Source organism: Staphylococcus sp. HMSC070D05, assembly GCF_001815595.1.
Lineage (GTDB): Bacteria > Bacillota > Bacilli > Staphylococcales > Staphylococcaceae > Staphylococcus > Staphylococcus hominis.
The window spans coordinates 79,245-92,808 of sequence record NZ_KV821145.1 but is presented as its reverse complement, the minus strand read 5'-3'; the positions used below and the strand labels follow the sequence as shown (position 1 = coordinate 92,808).

Genomic DNA, 13,564 nt, shown 5'->3' with positions numbered 1-13,564 from the left:
ATATCATTCCCACTAATTGGGGTCAGTCCATAATAATCTGTGTTTTTTTAATATAAAATTAAAAAAATTTATCTTTATTGAATTTTTTTCTTTTTACATAATATTCAGTCAATAGTCTTTATCAATAGTCAAAATAGTGCTATGATAGTTTTGTAAGCGGTTTAACTATTTTGTGGAGGGTATAAATATGGCAAAGGATAAAAGGGATGTTACGGAAGCTCCAGTAAATTTTGGCGCAAATTTGGGTCTTATGCTCGATTTATATGATGATTATCTTCAAGACCCAACTTCTGTCTCAGATGATTTACAAGTGCTTTTTAGTACAATAAAAAATGGCGAAGCACAAATTAAAGCTAAGTCTACCACAGATGGGAGTGGTACTTCAGCAGATGATAGCACAATCAAACGTGTCATGCGATTAATCGATAATATTAGACAATATGGTCATCTAAAGGCTGATATTTATCCTGTAAATGCGCCTAAGAGAACGCATGTCCCAAAATTAGAAATTGAAGATTTTAATTTAGATAAAGAGACATTAGAAAATATTTCATCTGGTATCGTATCAGATCATTTTAGTGATATATACGATAATGCTTATGAAGCATTAAAGCGTATGGAAAAGCGTTATAAAGGCTCTATTGCGTTTGAGTACAATCACATTAACAATAATAAAGAACGTACTTGGCTAAAACGTCGTATTGAAACACCTTATAAAGCTACCATTAATAGGGATGAAAAAATCAACTTATTTAAAACACTTGCCCATGTTGAAGGTTTTGAAAAATATCTACATAAGAATTTTGTTGGAGCAAAACGTTTCTCAATTGAAGGTGTAGATACGTTAGTGCCAATGTTACAACATACATTGAAGCGTGCTGCTCAAGAGAACATTCAGAATATTCAAATTGGAATGGCACATAGGGGACGTCTCAATGTTTTAACACATGTATTAGAAAAACCTTATGAAATGATGATTTCAGAATTTATGCACACAGATCCAATGAAATTCTTACCCGAAGATGGCAGTTTAAAACTCACTGCTGGTTGGACAGGAGACGTTAAATATCACTTGGGTGGCGTAAAAACTACTTCTTCATATGGTATTGAACAACGTATTTCTTTAGCAAACAATCCTAGTCACCTAGAAATTGTAGCACCTGTAGTTATAGGAAAAACACGTGCTGCTCAAGATGATACACATCATGCGGGTGGACCAACTACAGATTTCCATCACGCTATGCCAATTATTATTCATGGAGATGCTGCATATCCTGGTCAAGGTATCAACTTTGAAACAATGAATTTAAGTAATTTAGAGGGTTATTCAACTGGTGGAGCGCTACATATAATTACAAATAACCGAATTGGTTTTACAACTGAACCTATTGATGGTCGTTCTACAACGTATTCATCAGATATCGCTAAGGGTTATGATGTCCCTATTCTTCATGTGAATGCAGATGATGTAGAAGCGACAATTGAAGCAATTGATATTGCTATGGAATTTAGAAAAGAATTCCATAAAGACTTTGTCATTGATTTGGTAGGTTATCGTCGATATGGACATAACGAGATGGATGAACCATCTATTACAAATCCAACGTTATATCACAATATTAGAAAGCATGATTCAGTTGAAGTGATTTATGGAAATAAACTTGTAGATGAAGGTATTTTAACGAAAGAACAAATGTCTGAAATAATTGATTCTGTACAAAAAGAAATGCGTACTGCTCAAGATAAAATTGATAAATCAGATAAAATGAATAATACTGCAATGAATAAACCAAAATCACTTCAGTTACCTTTACAAAGTGATGAAAAAGATTTTAGCTTTGAACATTTAAAAGAAATTAATGATGCAATGCTGAACTATCCTGAAGATTTCCATGTATTTAGAAAATTAAATAAAGTATTAGAAAAACGTAGAGAGCCTTTTGAAAATGAAAATGGTCTAGTTGATTGGGCTCAAGCAGAACAATTAGCTTTTGCAACAATTGTTCAAGATGGCATATCAATTCGTTTGACAGGCCAAGATAGTGAACGTGGTACATTCAGCCACAGACATGCTGTACTACATGATGAAGACAATGGCAATACGTATACACCGCTTCACCATGTACCAAGTCAAAAAGCAACATTTGAAGTACATAACAGTCCATTATCAGAAGCTGCAGTCGTAGGTTTTGAATATGGATATAATGTTGAAAATAAAAATAGTATGAATATTTGGGAAGCCCAATATGGAGATTTTTCAAACATGGCACAAATGATGTTTGATAATTTTATGTCATCTGCCAGAGCCAAATGGGGCGAGCGTAGTGGCCTAACTTTATTCTTACCACATGCTTTTGAAGGTCAAGGTCCTGAACATTCATCAGCGCGTTTAGAAAGATTCTTACAACTGGCGGCTGAAAATAATAGTACAGTGGTCAATCTATCAAGTTCTAGTAACTATTTTCATTTATTACGTGCACAAGCTAAAAGTTTAAATACTGAAGCGATGAGACCATTAATTGTGATGTCACCTAAGAGTTTGCTAAGAAATAAAACAGTGGCTAAGCCAATTAGGGAATTTACAACTGGCGGTTTCAAACCAATTATTGTTGAAGATGCTCAAAAAGCTAAAGTAACAAAAGTCATTTTAGCTTCTGGAAAAATGTTTATTGATTTAAAAGAAATATTAGCAAAAGAACCTAATGAAAATATACAACTTATTGCTGTGGAAAGATTGTATCCTTTCCCAGAGAAAGACATTAAAAAAGCTTTAGAAGAATTACCAAATTTAGAATCGGTTGCTTGGGTTCAAGAAGAACCTAAAAACCAAGGCGCATGGTTATTTGTTTACCCATATCTTAAATCTATTGTTGGACATCAATATAATTTAAGTTATCAGGGTAGAATACAACGTGCAGCACCTGCCGAAGGTGATGGAGAAATTCACAAACTTGTTCAACATAAAATTATTGAAAATAGTATCAAAAATAACTAGGGGGAAATATAATGGAAGAGGTAAAAGTTCCAGAATTAGCAGAATCAATTACAGAAGGTACAGTTGCAGAGTGGCTAAAAAACATAGGGGATAATGTTGAAAAAGGAGAAGCTATTCTTGAATTAGAAACTGACAAAGTGAATGTTGAAGTTGTATCTGAAGAAGATGGTATACTTCAAGAACAACTTGCATCTGAAGGCGACACGGTAGAAGTGGGCCAAGCTATTGCAATTGTCGGTGAAGGTACAGGTAGTACAGATAGCTCAAGCGAATCGCAAAATAACGATTCAAATTCTGAAAATGAAAATACAAAAACAGATCATGAAGAAATTAATCATTCAACACAACGCACTTCTACTGAAGCACAAGGTAGCGATACAAGTTCAAATGACGATTCAGAATCAATCAACAATAAAAGAGTGAATGCAACACCATCAGCACGTCGTCACGCTCGTAAAAATGGTATTGATTTAAATGAAGTAGCTGGAAAAGACAGCGATGTGATAAGAAAAGAAGATGTTGATAATAGTCAAAAACCAAGTCAACCTAATCAAAATACTCAACCTAATTCACAACAAGTATCATCTAAAAAATCAACTGCTAATACTCCTAATAAACCAGTGATTCGTGAAAAAATGTCTAGAAGAAAGAAAACAGCTGCAAAAAAATTATTAGAAGTATCTAATAATACCGCAATGCTCACAACATTTAATGAAGTTGATATGACAAATGTAATGGAATTAAGAAAACGTAAAAAAGAACAATTTATTAAAGATCATGACGGTACTAAATTAGGGTTTATGTCATTCTTTACTAAAGCAGCAGTAGCAGCACTCAAAAAATATCCAGAAGTTAATGCTGAAATTGATGGAGAAGATATGATTACTAAACAATACTATGATATTGGTATTGCTGTTTCAACAGATGATGGATTATTAGTACCATTCGTTAGAGATTGTGATAAGAAAAACTTTGCTGAACTAGAAAAATCAATTGCAGATTTAGCAGTAAAAGCACGTGATAAAAAACTTGGATTAGATGATATGGTAAATGGTTCATTTACCATCACTAATGGTGGCGTATTTGGTTCTATGATGAGTACACCAATTATTAATGGTAATCAAGCTGCTATCTTAGGTATGCATTCAATTATCACTCGTCCAATTGCTATTGATAAAGATACAATCGAGAACAGACCGATGATGTACATTGCATTAAGCTATGACCATAGAATTATTGATGGCAAAGAAGCAGTTGGATTCTTAAAAACAATTAAAGAGCTTATCGAGAGCCCAGAAGACTTATTATTAGAATCTTAATTCAGTTTATTAAAGAGCTAAATATATTGAAATCTGAATCATAAATTAATATAGAGTAGAATAAATTCATAATGAATTTATTCTACTTTTTTTATATTTTAGTTATATTAGCTTTAAAAAAACAATTACATTAAAATATTCCGATATTATCATTACTTAAAAATAAATATGTAATATAGAAATAAAAGGAGATAACGTAAATGAATCATAACAATGAGAATATAAAAAATAGTAGAGAAGTGCATACCTCCTTATCCATTTATGACTTTTCCAAAGCAGAGGCTAACAAGTATAAAATGATAAATTAAGTACTGTAGTTGGACAAAAAATCAGAAAATATTTTCAAGGATATTACAAAAGAATTCATAAAAAAATAATAGTCATTAAAGCTACAATAATTTAAAAAACGAACTTCATATAATTTTTCAATTTCATTTTCAAACAGTTAAATAACCTATGACATACCCCCTATCTATATGTAACAAGGCAGGGGAGGGGAACGATATATATATTATCTTATAAATATCTTATTTATTATACATACTTTAATTATTTATAACATTTTTATTTACGTATATTTTATAATAAAAAACAACTCTCTTATTTAAGAGTTCAACATATTATTCATTTATAAAATACGTTATAATAATTAAGAAAAGATATATAAATGGGAGTGTCGATGAATGAGTGGACTAAGAAGTGTTACGATTGGAACAAGTGATCTCTCAAAAACACAGAATTTATTTCATAATATTTTAGGTCTTAATGTTGCAACAAAGAGACAGGCATTACGTTTTGGCGATGCTGAATTAAATCCTGGTACAAGACTTCACTTTGTAGAAGTTCCTAATCCTAATTATAGAAATGTACATATATCAAGCGTGGGATTAAGAACACCATCGAATGCTGGTTTAGAAGAATACCAACAAATATTAGAAAAAAATAATATTCAATTTAGTTCAATCACTGAATTAAACGGTAATCAGCACTTTAATTTTAAAGATGATAATCATCAAATTTTTGATATCTATTCCAATGAATTGAATGTTGGCGTTGGATTAGGCACACCCACATTTGAAAGTGCTGTTAATCCTCTTCATCAAATTCAAGGATTGGGACCAGTAATTATTAAAGTAAACGAATTATTGGTTACAACTTCTATCTTTAAAAATGTATTTAATTTAACGCATTATGCTGAATATGAATCTACTGAATTTTCTGATCAAACTGTCCAAGTATTTAAAATCGGAGATGGTGGACTTGGTGGGGAAATTCATTTATATCAATCTAATGAACAAGTTGAATTAAAAGAAGAAGGAATTGTGGAACAAATTGAATTCAGTACAAATTCAACTGAAGACTTTGAACATGCACGAGAAGAACTGGATGAAATAGGTATTCCTTATCAAATATTAAATCAAGGTGATGCTCAATCGTTACGCATTACTGAAGGTAGCGGCATCTCTTTCATATATACTTTAGAAAAAAATTAATATAAATCATTTTATTGGAGGATTTAAAATGGGAATGTTACATGAAAATTGGAAATCACGCACACCAATTAAACAAGTGATGGTAGTTAATACTGATGCAAAAAAATTCACAGTATCAGATATGCTTACTATTGGAAAACAATATGATGTCATCAATGAAACTGAAGAATATTATCAAATCATTGATAACTCTGGTCTAGTAGGTGGTTATTACAAAGATTATTTTAAAGAAGTTTAAATACATTCAATTTCTAAAAGATAACGATTAAATTAAGACTCAGAGTGATGTACCAATATCTATATATTTATACACGCTCTTGGTCTATTTTTCATCTTATAAAGGAGAATATTAAAATGCCAAATAATCATTATATCAATTCAGATCAATCTGTATTCAATGATGCAAAAGCATTGTTTAATTTAAATAAAAATATTTTATTAAAAGGCCCTACAGGCTCTGGAAAAACACGATTAGCTGAAACTTTAAGTGAAGTGGTCCAAACGCCGATGCATCAAGTTAACTGTTCTGTTGATTTAGACGCAGAGAGCTTATTAGGTTTTAAAACAATAAAAACAAATGAACAAGGTCAACAAGAAATTATTTTTATTGACGGCCCAGTTATAAAAGCCATGCGAGAAGGGCATATCTTATATATTGATGAAATCAATATGGCTAAACCTGAGACATTACCTATTTTAAATGGCGTATTAGACTATAGACGTCAGTTAACCAATCCTTTTACTGGAGAAGTAATTAAAGCAGCCCCTGGATTCAATGTAATTGCTGCGATAAATGAAGGCTATGTTGGTACATTACCAATGAATGAAGCATTAAAAAATCGCTTTATTGTCATACAAGTTGATTACATTGGGGGAGATATTCTTAAAGATGTCATTAAACAACAAAGCCAACTTCAAGATGATGATATAATAGAAAAAATCATTAAATTTAATGAAGACTTACGTACAATGTCAAAACAAGGGCAAATTTCAGAAGAAGCAGCTAGTATTCGTGCGTTAATTGACTTAAGTGATTTAATTACAGTTATGCCAATAGAGAGAGCAATTAAGCGTACAATTATCGATAAACTTGAAGATGAACGCGAACAACAAGCCATCAGAAATGCAATCGAACTAAACTTTTAGAGAGGGATTATTATGAGTGATCGTTTTATAAAATTTAATGATGAGCAGCTAGATGCTAAGCAAGTCATGATGTTACAAGATTTAGCGCGCTTACTACTGAAAAACGAACAAACTAAAGTAAAAATTCAAAAGTTCCCTTATTATGATCCTATTAATAATACTTTAATTACAAGTTGGTTTTGGTCTCATCGTCCAAAAGACATTGAAAGTGCAGGATTAAAAACAGATGTCATGCTCGCTGCATACGGTTTTAAAATGATGGACGAAGCTATCGTAAATGAAGTTCTTCATGATGATGAATTTAACCATCCCAAATTTTATCATCAACTATTTAGATTGCTAGAAGATATGCGTGTTTTTAATTTTATTAAAGAGGATCGTCCTAGCACTGCTAAACAAATTGATTTAAGAGTAAAAACTCGATTATCTTATACAGAATCACAAATTAAATTCTATAAAACAAAAACGGTATATACGGATTTACTTTTCTTATATTTAGAGCGTGCATTTTTAAGTCAAAACTTCTTTGATATACCCACGATACATCCACAATTAGATGACATATTAAATCACATGTTTCAATATTTACCTGATTTTTTCCAAAATGAATCATCTGAAGATAATATGTATCTTGCACAACGTATCATGTTCCAAATCGATGAAATGTTATCACATGATATGTTAAATGAATATTATCACCTTCCTAGAAAGGTATATGAAGCTATTCACGAAATGTCTTACGAGGATATTAAACGTATTGATGCAAGTAACGTTGATGGACAAGATAATACAAATGAAGAAACTGACACTACATCAGCCGAAGCTGAAACAAACGCTCAAGATAGTAAATCTGAAGGTGGCGCTTATCTTGAAATGGAATTACATGAAGGTGAGAATAGTGATGTTATGAGTGATAACGACACTGCACGTGAAGGTGATTCAACTGATGATATGACAGATATGATGACAAAAAAAGGACGTGGCTCTAATCATTCACTTGATCGTGATGAAGGCGGTTCTATAGGTTCTAATCCATCATTTGCTTTACGTGGGATTAATGAAAATGTCGAAATAGAGTGGAAAGTTCCTGATATAGAGCCAGAGTATATTTCAAGCTACCAACAAGTTAAACATGAAGTACAATTTGAAACTAAAGATTTAATTCAAATTATAAAGAAAACTATCGATAGAGAACACGTTGACGAACGTCATAATTTGACTAAGGGTCGTCTTCAACGTGATTTAACCAATTGGTTTATTGATGATCAATATAAATTGTTTTATAAAAAACAAGATCTTAGTAAAACATTCGATGCGACTTTTACATTACTGATTGATGTATCTGCTAGTATGTTTGATAAAATGGAAGAAACGATTAAAGGCGTCGTATTATTTCATGAAACATTAAAAGCACTCAACGTTAAACATGAGATACTTGCTTTTAATGAAGATGCTTTTGACTCTGATGATCGAAAACAACCTAATATCATTGATGAAATCGTTCATTACGATCGTTCAATCATGGAAAAAAGTGGACCACGTATTATGTCGTTACATCCTCAAGATGATAATAGAGATGGTGTAGCTATACGAATTGCAAGTGAACGTTTATTAAGAAGAAGTCATCAACAACGTTTCTTAATTATCTTTTCAGATGGGGAACCTTCAGCATATAACTATGCTCAAGACGGTATTTTAGATACGTATGAAGCTGTGGAAATGGCGCGTAAGTTTGGAATCGAAGTATTTAATGTCTTTTTAAGCCAAGATCCTATTACTGAAGATATTGAAGAAACCATTCATAATATTTATGGACAATTTGCATTATTTGTAGAAGGTGTTGAAAATTTACCAAGCCACTTATCACCGTTGCTAAAAAAATTATTATTAAAATCTTTCTAATCATAATTAATAATTAAACTGTATATTGATTTATAATATTCAAATTTTTGTGACATACATAGACTTGTAAATTCTTTTTGTGCTAGAATGTTAAATATTGCAAACATATACATAAAAAGGAGCAATTCTATGAATAAACATACTTGGATTATCGGCTTTACACTATTTGCTATGTTTTTTGGTGCAGGTAATCTAATTTTTCCTCCTAATTTAGGACAAGAAAGTGGTGCCTATTTCTGGCCAGCAATTTTAGCTTTTTGTTTGACTGGAATAGGCCTACCATTACTTGGAGTAGTCGTTGGGGCACTTGATAAACAAGGATATATTGGTGCCTTTAATAAACTGTCACCAAGATTTTCAGTTGTCTTTCTAATTATTATTTATTTAACCATTGGACCTCTATTTGCTATACCACGTACTGCATCTACGTCTTTTGAAATGACTATTACACCCATTACTCATTCAAATAGTAATATGTCTTTATTCATTTTTACACTTATTTATTTTATTATTGTTTTATATTTATGTATTAATCCTGGTAAAATAGTAGATCGAATTGGATCTTTATTAACTCCTTTATTATTAATTACAATTTTGGCTATGATTATTAAAGGATTTGTAGATTATAAGGGACACGGTTCATCTCATGGAAATCCAGAAATATATTCTTCAAATATAGAAAGTTTTTCACACGGCTTTATTGAAGGGTATTTAACAATGGATGCAATTGCAGCAATTGCATTTTCAATGATTGTAGTTAATGCCATTAAAGCAACAGGAGTTAAACACACCAATCAAATATTTAAACAAACAGTTATAGCTGGGTTTATTGCCGCCTTAGCATTAATTTTTATATATGTTTCTTTAGGTTATATTGGTAATCATATGGAAATAAGTCAAAATACGATTACATCTCTAATGGCTAAAAATCAAAATATAGGAACTTATTTACTTACTACAATGGCTACAAATGGCTTTGGCGTTCTAGGAAAATACTTACTAGGTATTATTGTTGCTTTAGCTTGTTTAACTACAGCTTGTGGACTTATTGTATCTGTGAGTCAATACTTTAATAGTATATTTTCAAAAATTAGTTATAAGGTATATGTTATAGGTTTTACAATTATCAGTTTTATATTGGCTAATTTAGGATTAAATTCTGTTATAAACATGTCTGTTCCCGTATTAAGTATTATTTATCCTGTAGTCATTACTATGATTATTTTAATCTTACTTGCGCGTTTTATTCCAACTAAACCTATTGCGCAACAAATACCTATTATCATTGTCAGTCTTGTTTCAATTGTAAGTACAATAAATACGTTAGGTTTAATAAAATTAAATGTTATAAATCATTTACCCCTTAAGCAATATTCCTTAGAATGGTTACCTATAGCTATTATTTCAATCATAATAGGGTATATCGTATCTAAATTTATAAATCAATCGTATATTGTTTATCAAAAGGAATAGATATACTAAACACCGGTTACTTTTTTAAATGAGAGTAATCGGTGTTTTAATTTTATCTATTCTTTTTTCATAGTAAGTAATTGTTCTTTCAATTCATTCTCAAGTTGTGATAATTCTCTTTCAGCTTGTTGACGTTTTTGACGTCCATTATATTGAATTTGAAGTGTTTGTTCAATCGTTTCAATAATGTCATTTTGAGTTGCTTTAAGCGTTTCAATATCTACGATACCACGTTCATTTTCAGTAGCCGTTTCAATTGCATTTTGTTTTAGCATAGCTGCATTTCGAGTAAGCAAGTCATTAGTTGTATCAGTAACTGCACGTTGAGCTGTTACAGCATTTTTTTGTCTCATTAAAGTGAGTGCAATAGCCATCTGATTTTTCCATAAAGGAATACTTGTGAGAATAGAGCTTTGAATTTTTTCAGCTAATGCTTGATTCACATTTTGAATCATACGAATTTGCGGCGCTGTTTGAATTGCAATTTGACGTGATAATTGTAAGTCATAAATTTTTTTATCTAATCGATCAACAAATTGCTCCATATCAGCGACATTTTGAATATCCATTTGATTACCAGTTTGTTCTGCATGTTGACGCAATTTAGGTAATTCACTAGCATTTATTTCTTGTTTTTTACGCTGTGCAGCAGCAATATATAGAGAAACATCATCAAAATATACTTTATTTTGTTCATAAAGATGATCGAGTAACTGAATGTCTTTAGTTAAATTTCCTTTATGCTTATCCAATTGAATGGTGATTCTATCAACTTGTGAACTTACTGATTGCATTCTAGAGAATACTTCGTTTATTGAAGCTTTTGTTCGTCTAAATAAACGTTTAAGTTTAGATTGATTGTCTTGATTCAAGTCATCAGGATTAACTTCTCTTAACTTAGACATTAATTGATTTAAAGTATCACCAATAGGACCTACATCTTTCGATTGAACTTCATCTAACATTTGATGTGAAAATTGAGACATGTTCTGTTGTAAATGTGTCCCAAAAGATAATAGGCCTTCACTATCTAATGGTTTGATTTGTTGGCTAATTGAATCAATTTTTTTTAAGTCTTGTTCGTTAAATTGTTGTTCAAAGTCTTGCTTAACATTTTGAGTTGAAACATCATGCGTTTGATGATCTATGTAATCATCTAATGGATGTGAGTTAATAAATTGGTCTTTTTGATTCATTTAAAAATTCTCTCCATTCTTATCTTAACTTTAAATTATTATTTTTTATATCGTTTTTGTTGTAACCGATTAAGTTCCATTTCAATATCTAAACGTTCATAATCATCTTCATTAAGTCTTTTTAAATCTGCAATCAGTGTACGTTTCACTTCATCTAAAGTAATACGTGTTTGCTCTAATTTTTGCTTTTCTTTAGCAGATTTTTTTGGCATTTTAGATAAACGGGTATATGCATCAATTAAATTTAGTGCATTATCTATATGCGAATAAAAGAAACTTTCTACCTTGAAGAATGATGAAGGTCTCTGTTTAACAGCAAAATGAATAGACTTAGAAATTTTATAAATATCATTAATTTGACGAAAATCTTTAATCGATCTGATATTAATATATGATTTTAAAATATTACGAATTTTATTATGTGCTTGATTGAGTTGCTGATTAACAAAACGATAGTCTCTACGTGATAATCCAATTTCATTTAAATATTTTTTGGATGTTAATCTTTGAGTAGGAAAATAAGATACAAAAAACATTCCAATACCTATTAGGGCATCAAGTATAAAGGATAAATCAAATCCAAATACACTTGTCACCCATGAGATAATAGCTATTGGAATTCCTACTAAAACACCCAGAAGCCGAGAAAGGTTATATCTCAATAGTCATCTTCCTTTATTTAATAAATCGTTTTAAATTCTGAGTATCTATTTGTTGTGTCTAAATTTTCAATACTATAATCAGAAACTGAAGATGCAGGAGAAGCACCAGCAATCACTTTATCAATAAACGATTTTATTTGTTCCTCGTCACCTTGAGCATATATATCTACATAACCCTCAACATTTTGAACAGTACCAAATATATCAAGTTTTTTTGCAATTAATTCAGTATGATGACGGAACCCTACACCTTGGACAGTTCCAAATACTTGTATATGTTTATGTTGCATCATTATCACCTCTTAATTATATTATACGTATTTTTCCTACAAAAAACTAATAATTAATATACATATCATCTCTATCTCAATTAAAAGAACGAAGTCTTTAAGCTTGAATTCGTCTAAAAAAAAGTTACAATATTTATTAGAGTTTTAATTTGAGAGGGGACTTAGTCATGTGGACAGTTGCAAAGATTCGTGCTGACTACGAGGGATGGTGGTTATTTAGCGACTGGACAGAAAAAATCGTAGAACAACATCATTATAGTAGCTATGAAGAAATGTTAGAAGATTATCAATCAATTATTAAAAAAAGTAAAAAATATTATAATAATTATGTTATTGGGAAATATAATATTTATGCATTTTATAACAATTGTGATTTAAATTTTTGTGAAGATTGTGATGAAGATTTACAAATATTTTATAGTTTTATTGTTTTAAATAATAAAGAAGTTTTTTATAATCTACCAAAAATTAATTAAAAGAGAATTTTCTATAATTATATTGCAATTTAGTTCAAATTAACATATAATAGTTACCAAGCAATAGTTTTATTCCATATTGCAAAGAATATATGTAATATTGATTAATAGCATTTTGTTATTTATACATATTTATAACACGTATTTTTTGTAATATGCGAATAACGCATATTGAATGAATTTTAGTCTTGGAGGTTTCACAATTATGAAACAAGGTACAGTTAAATGGTTTAACGCTGAAAAAGGTTTTGGCTTCATCGAAGTTGAAGGAGAAAACGATGTATTCGTACACTTCTCAGCAATTAACCAAGAAGGTTATAAATCATTAGAAGAAGGTCAATCAGTTGAGTTTGAAGTAGTTGAAGGCGATCGCGGTCCTCAAGCTGCAAACGTTGTTAAACTATAATTTATAGATTGCAAAATTGACTTTAGTAACACCTTACCAAGATGTAGGGTGTTTTTTATATATAAATGAGGCTGGGACATAATCCCAGAAAAATAGCCAGTAAATGAGTTTTAAAACTTATTTACTGGCTTCTTTATTTATGATACTTTCTGTTGTTTTCTTACTTTCTTAAAGGGCAGCTTCATCCTGTAGTCTTCAGCTTCTCC

12 protein-coding genes are annotated in these 13,564 nt (G+C 30.7%); 9 read left to right on the top strand and 3 right to left on the bottom strand.

Annotation, left to right across the window (positions count from 1 at the left end; all coding sequences use genetic code 11):
* Positions 1-187 precede the first annotated feature (187 nt).
* From HMPREF3046_RS07620 to brnQ, 7 genes are all read left to right on the top strand, one after another.
* Entirely contained in the window at positions 188-2,995 is a 2,808-nt protein-coding gene (locus tag HMPREF3046_RS07620; protein ID WP_070718280.1) for a 2-oxoglutarate dehydrogenase E1 component, read from the top strand.
* Between the two features lie 11 nt (positions 2,996-3,006).
* Positions 3,007-4,314 carry a 2-oxoglutarate dehydrogenase complex dihydrolipoyllysine-residue succinyltransferase gene (gene odhB / locus HMPREF3046_RS07615; protein WP_070718277.1) on the top strand — a complete coding sequence of 436 codons (1,308 nt, stop codon included), beginning with the start codon at positions 3,007-3,009 and terminating at the stop codon, positions 4,312-4,314.
* A gap of 683 nt (positions 4,315-4,997) precedes the next feature.
* A complete protein-coding gene (locus HMPREF3046_RS07610; protein WP_070718274.1) occupies positions 4,998-5,807 on the top strand; it encodes a VOC family protein in 810 nt (269 codons plus the stop codon).
* A 34-nt stretch (positions 5,808-5,841) separates the two neighbouring features.
* A complete protein-coding gene (locus tag HMPREF3046_RS07605; RefSeq protein WP_070718288.1) occupies positions 5,842-6,045 on the top strand; it encodes a DUF6501 family protein in 204 nt (67 codons plus the stop codon).
* Positions 6,046-6,161: 116 nt separating this feature from the next.
* Positions 6,162-6,953 (top strand): AAA family ATPase, encoded by a 792-nt coding sequence (locus HMPREF3046_RS07600; RefSeq protein WP_070718271.1) that lies wholly within the window; start codon positions 6,162-6,164, stop codon positions 6,951-6,953.
* Between the two features lie 12 nt (positions 6,954-6,965).
* The gene (locus tag HMPREF3046_RS07595; RefSeq protein ID WP_070718269.1) at positions 6,966-8,855 is read left to right on the top strand and encodes a vWA domain-containing protein; all 1,890 of its coding nucleotides are present in this window, start codon (positions 6,966-6,968) and stop codon (positions 8,853-8,855) included.
* Positions 8,856-8,984: 129 nt separating this feature from the next.
* Positions 8,985-10,328 carry a branched-chain amino acid-like transporter carrier protein BrnQ3 gene (gene brnQ, locus HMPREF3046_RS07590; protein ID WP_070718266.1) on the top strand — a complete coding sequence of 448 codons (1,344 nt, stop codon included), beginning with the start codon at positions 8,985-8,987 and terminating at the stop codon, positions 10,326-10,328.
* A gap of 56 nt (positions 10,329-10,384) precedes the next feature.
* Here brnQ and HMPREF3046_RS07585 read toward each other — a convergent pair whose 3' ends face one another.
* The 3 genes from HMPREF3046_RS07585 to HMPREF3046_RS07575 are packed head-to-tail and all read right to left on the bottom strand — an operon-like array spanning position 10,385 to position 12,476.
* Positions 10,385-11,524, bottom strand: a complete 1,140-nt coding sequence (locus tag HMPREF3046_RS07585; protein WP_070718263.1) for a toxic anion resistance protein — start codon at positions 11,522-11,524, stop codon at positions 10,385-10,387.
* A 38-nt stretch (positions 11,525-11,562) separates the two neighbouring features.
* On the bottom strand, positions 11,563-12,186 hold the full coding sequence (locus HMPREF3046_RS07580; protein WP_070718259.1) for a 5-bromo-4-chloroindolyl phosphate hydrolysis family protein: 624 nt from the start codon (positions 12,184-12,186) through the stop codon (positions 11,563-11,565).
* Positions 12,187-12,203: 17 nt separating this feature from the next.
* Positions 12,204-12,476 (bottom strand): acylphosphatase, encoded by a 273-nt coding sequence (locus HMPREF3046_RS07575; RefSeq protein ID WP_070718257.1) that lies wholly within the window; start codon positions 12,474-12,476, stop codon positions 12,204-12,206.
* 167 nt (positions 12,477-12,643) lie between these two features.
* Here HMPREF3046_RS07575 and msaA point away from each other — a divergent pair, with 167 nt between their 5' ends.
* Both msaA and cspA read left to right on the top strand, forming a co-directional pair.
* Positions 12,644-12,952: a regulatory protein MsaA gene (msaA, locus tag HMPREF3046_RS07570; protein WP_070718252.1), complete on the top strand. Its 309-nt coding sequence runs from the start codon at positions 12,644-12,646 to the stop codon at positions 12,950-12,952.
* A 205-nt stretch (positions 12,953-13,157) separates the two neighbouring features.
* A complete protein-coding gene (gene cspA, locus HMPREF3046_RS07565) occupies positions 13,158-13,358 on the top strand; it encodes a cold shock protein CspA (protein WP_001831260.1) in 201 nt (66 codons plus the stop codon).
* Positions 13,359-13,564 lie beyond the last annotated feature (206 nt).

Bases quoted from the DNA above. Each gene is read 5' to 3' on its own strand.
- msaA (WP_070718252.1), top strand. From the start codon at position 12,644: ATGTGGACAGTTGCAAAGATTCGTGCTGACTACGAGGGATGGTGGTTA.
- odhB (WP_070718277.1), top strand. From the start codon at position 3,007: ATGGAAGAGGTAAAAGTTCCAGAATTAGCAGAATCAATTACAGAAGGT.
- cspA (WP_001831260.1), top strand. From the start codon at position 13,158: ATGAAACAAGGTACAGTTAAATGGTTTAACGCTGAAAAAGGTTTTGGC.
- brnQ (WP_070718266.1), top strand. From the start codon at position 8,985: ATGAATAAACATACTTGGATTATCGGCTTTACACTATTTGCTATGTTT.
- HMPREF3046_RS07600 (WP_070718271.1), top strand. From the start codon at position 6,162: ATGCCAAATAATCATTATATCAATTCAGATCAATCTGTATTCAATGAT.
- HMPREF3046_RS07605 (WP_070718288.1), top strand. From the start codon at position 5,842: ATGTTACATGAAAATTGGAAATCACGCACACCAATTAAACAAGTGATG.
- HMPREF3046_RS07595 (WP_070718269.1), top strand. From the start codon at position 6,966: ATGAGTGATCGTTTTATAAAATTTAATGATGAGCAGCTAGATGCTAAG.
- HMPREF3046_RS07585 (WP_070718263.1), bottom strand. From the start codon at position 11,524: ATGAATCAAAAAGACCAATTTATTAACTCACATCCATTAGATGATTAC.
- HMPREF3046_RS07575 (WP_070718257.1), bottom strand. From the start codon at position 12,476: ATGCAACATAAACATATACAAGTATTTGGAACTGTCCAAGGTGTAGGG.
- HMPREF3046_RS07610 (WP_070718274.1), top strand. From the start codon at position 4,998: ATGAGTGGACTAAGAAGTGTTACGATTGGAACAAGTGATCTCTCAAAA.
- HMPREF3046_RS07620 (WP_070718280.1), top strand. From the start codon at position 188: ATGGCAAAGGATAAAAGGGATGTTACGGAAGCTCCAGTAAATTTTGGC.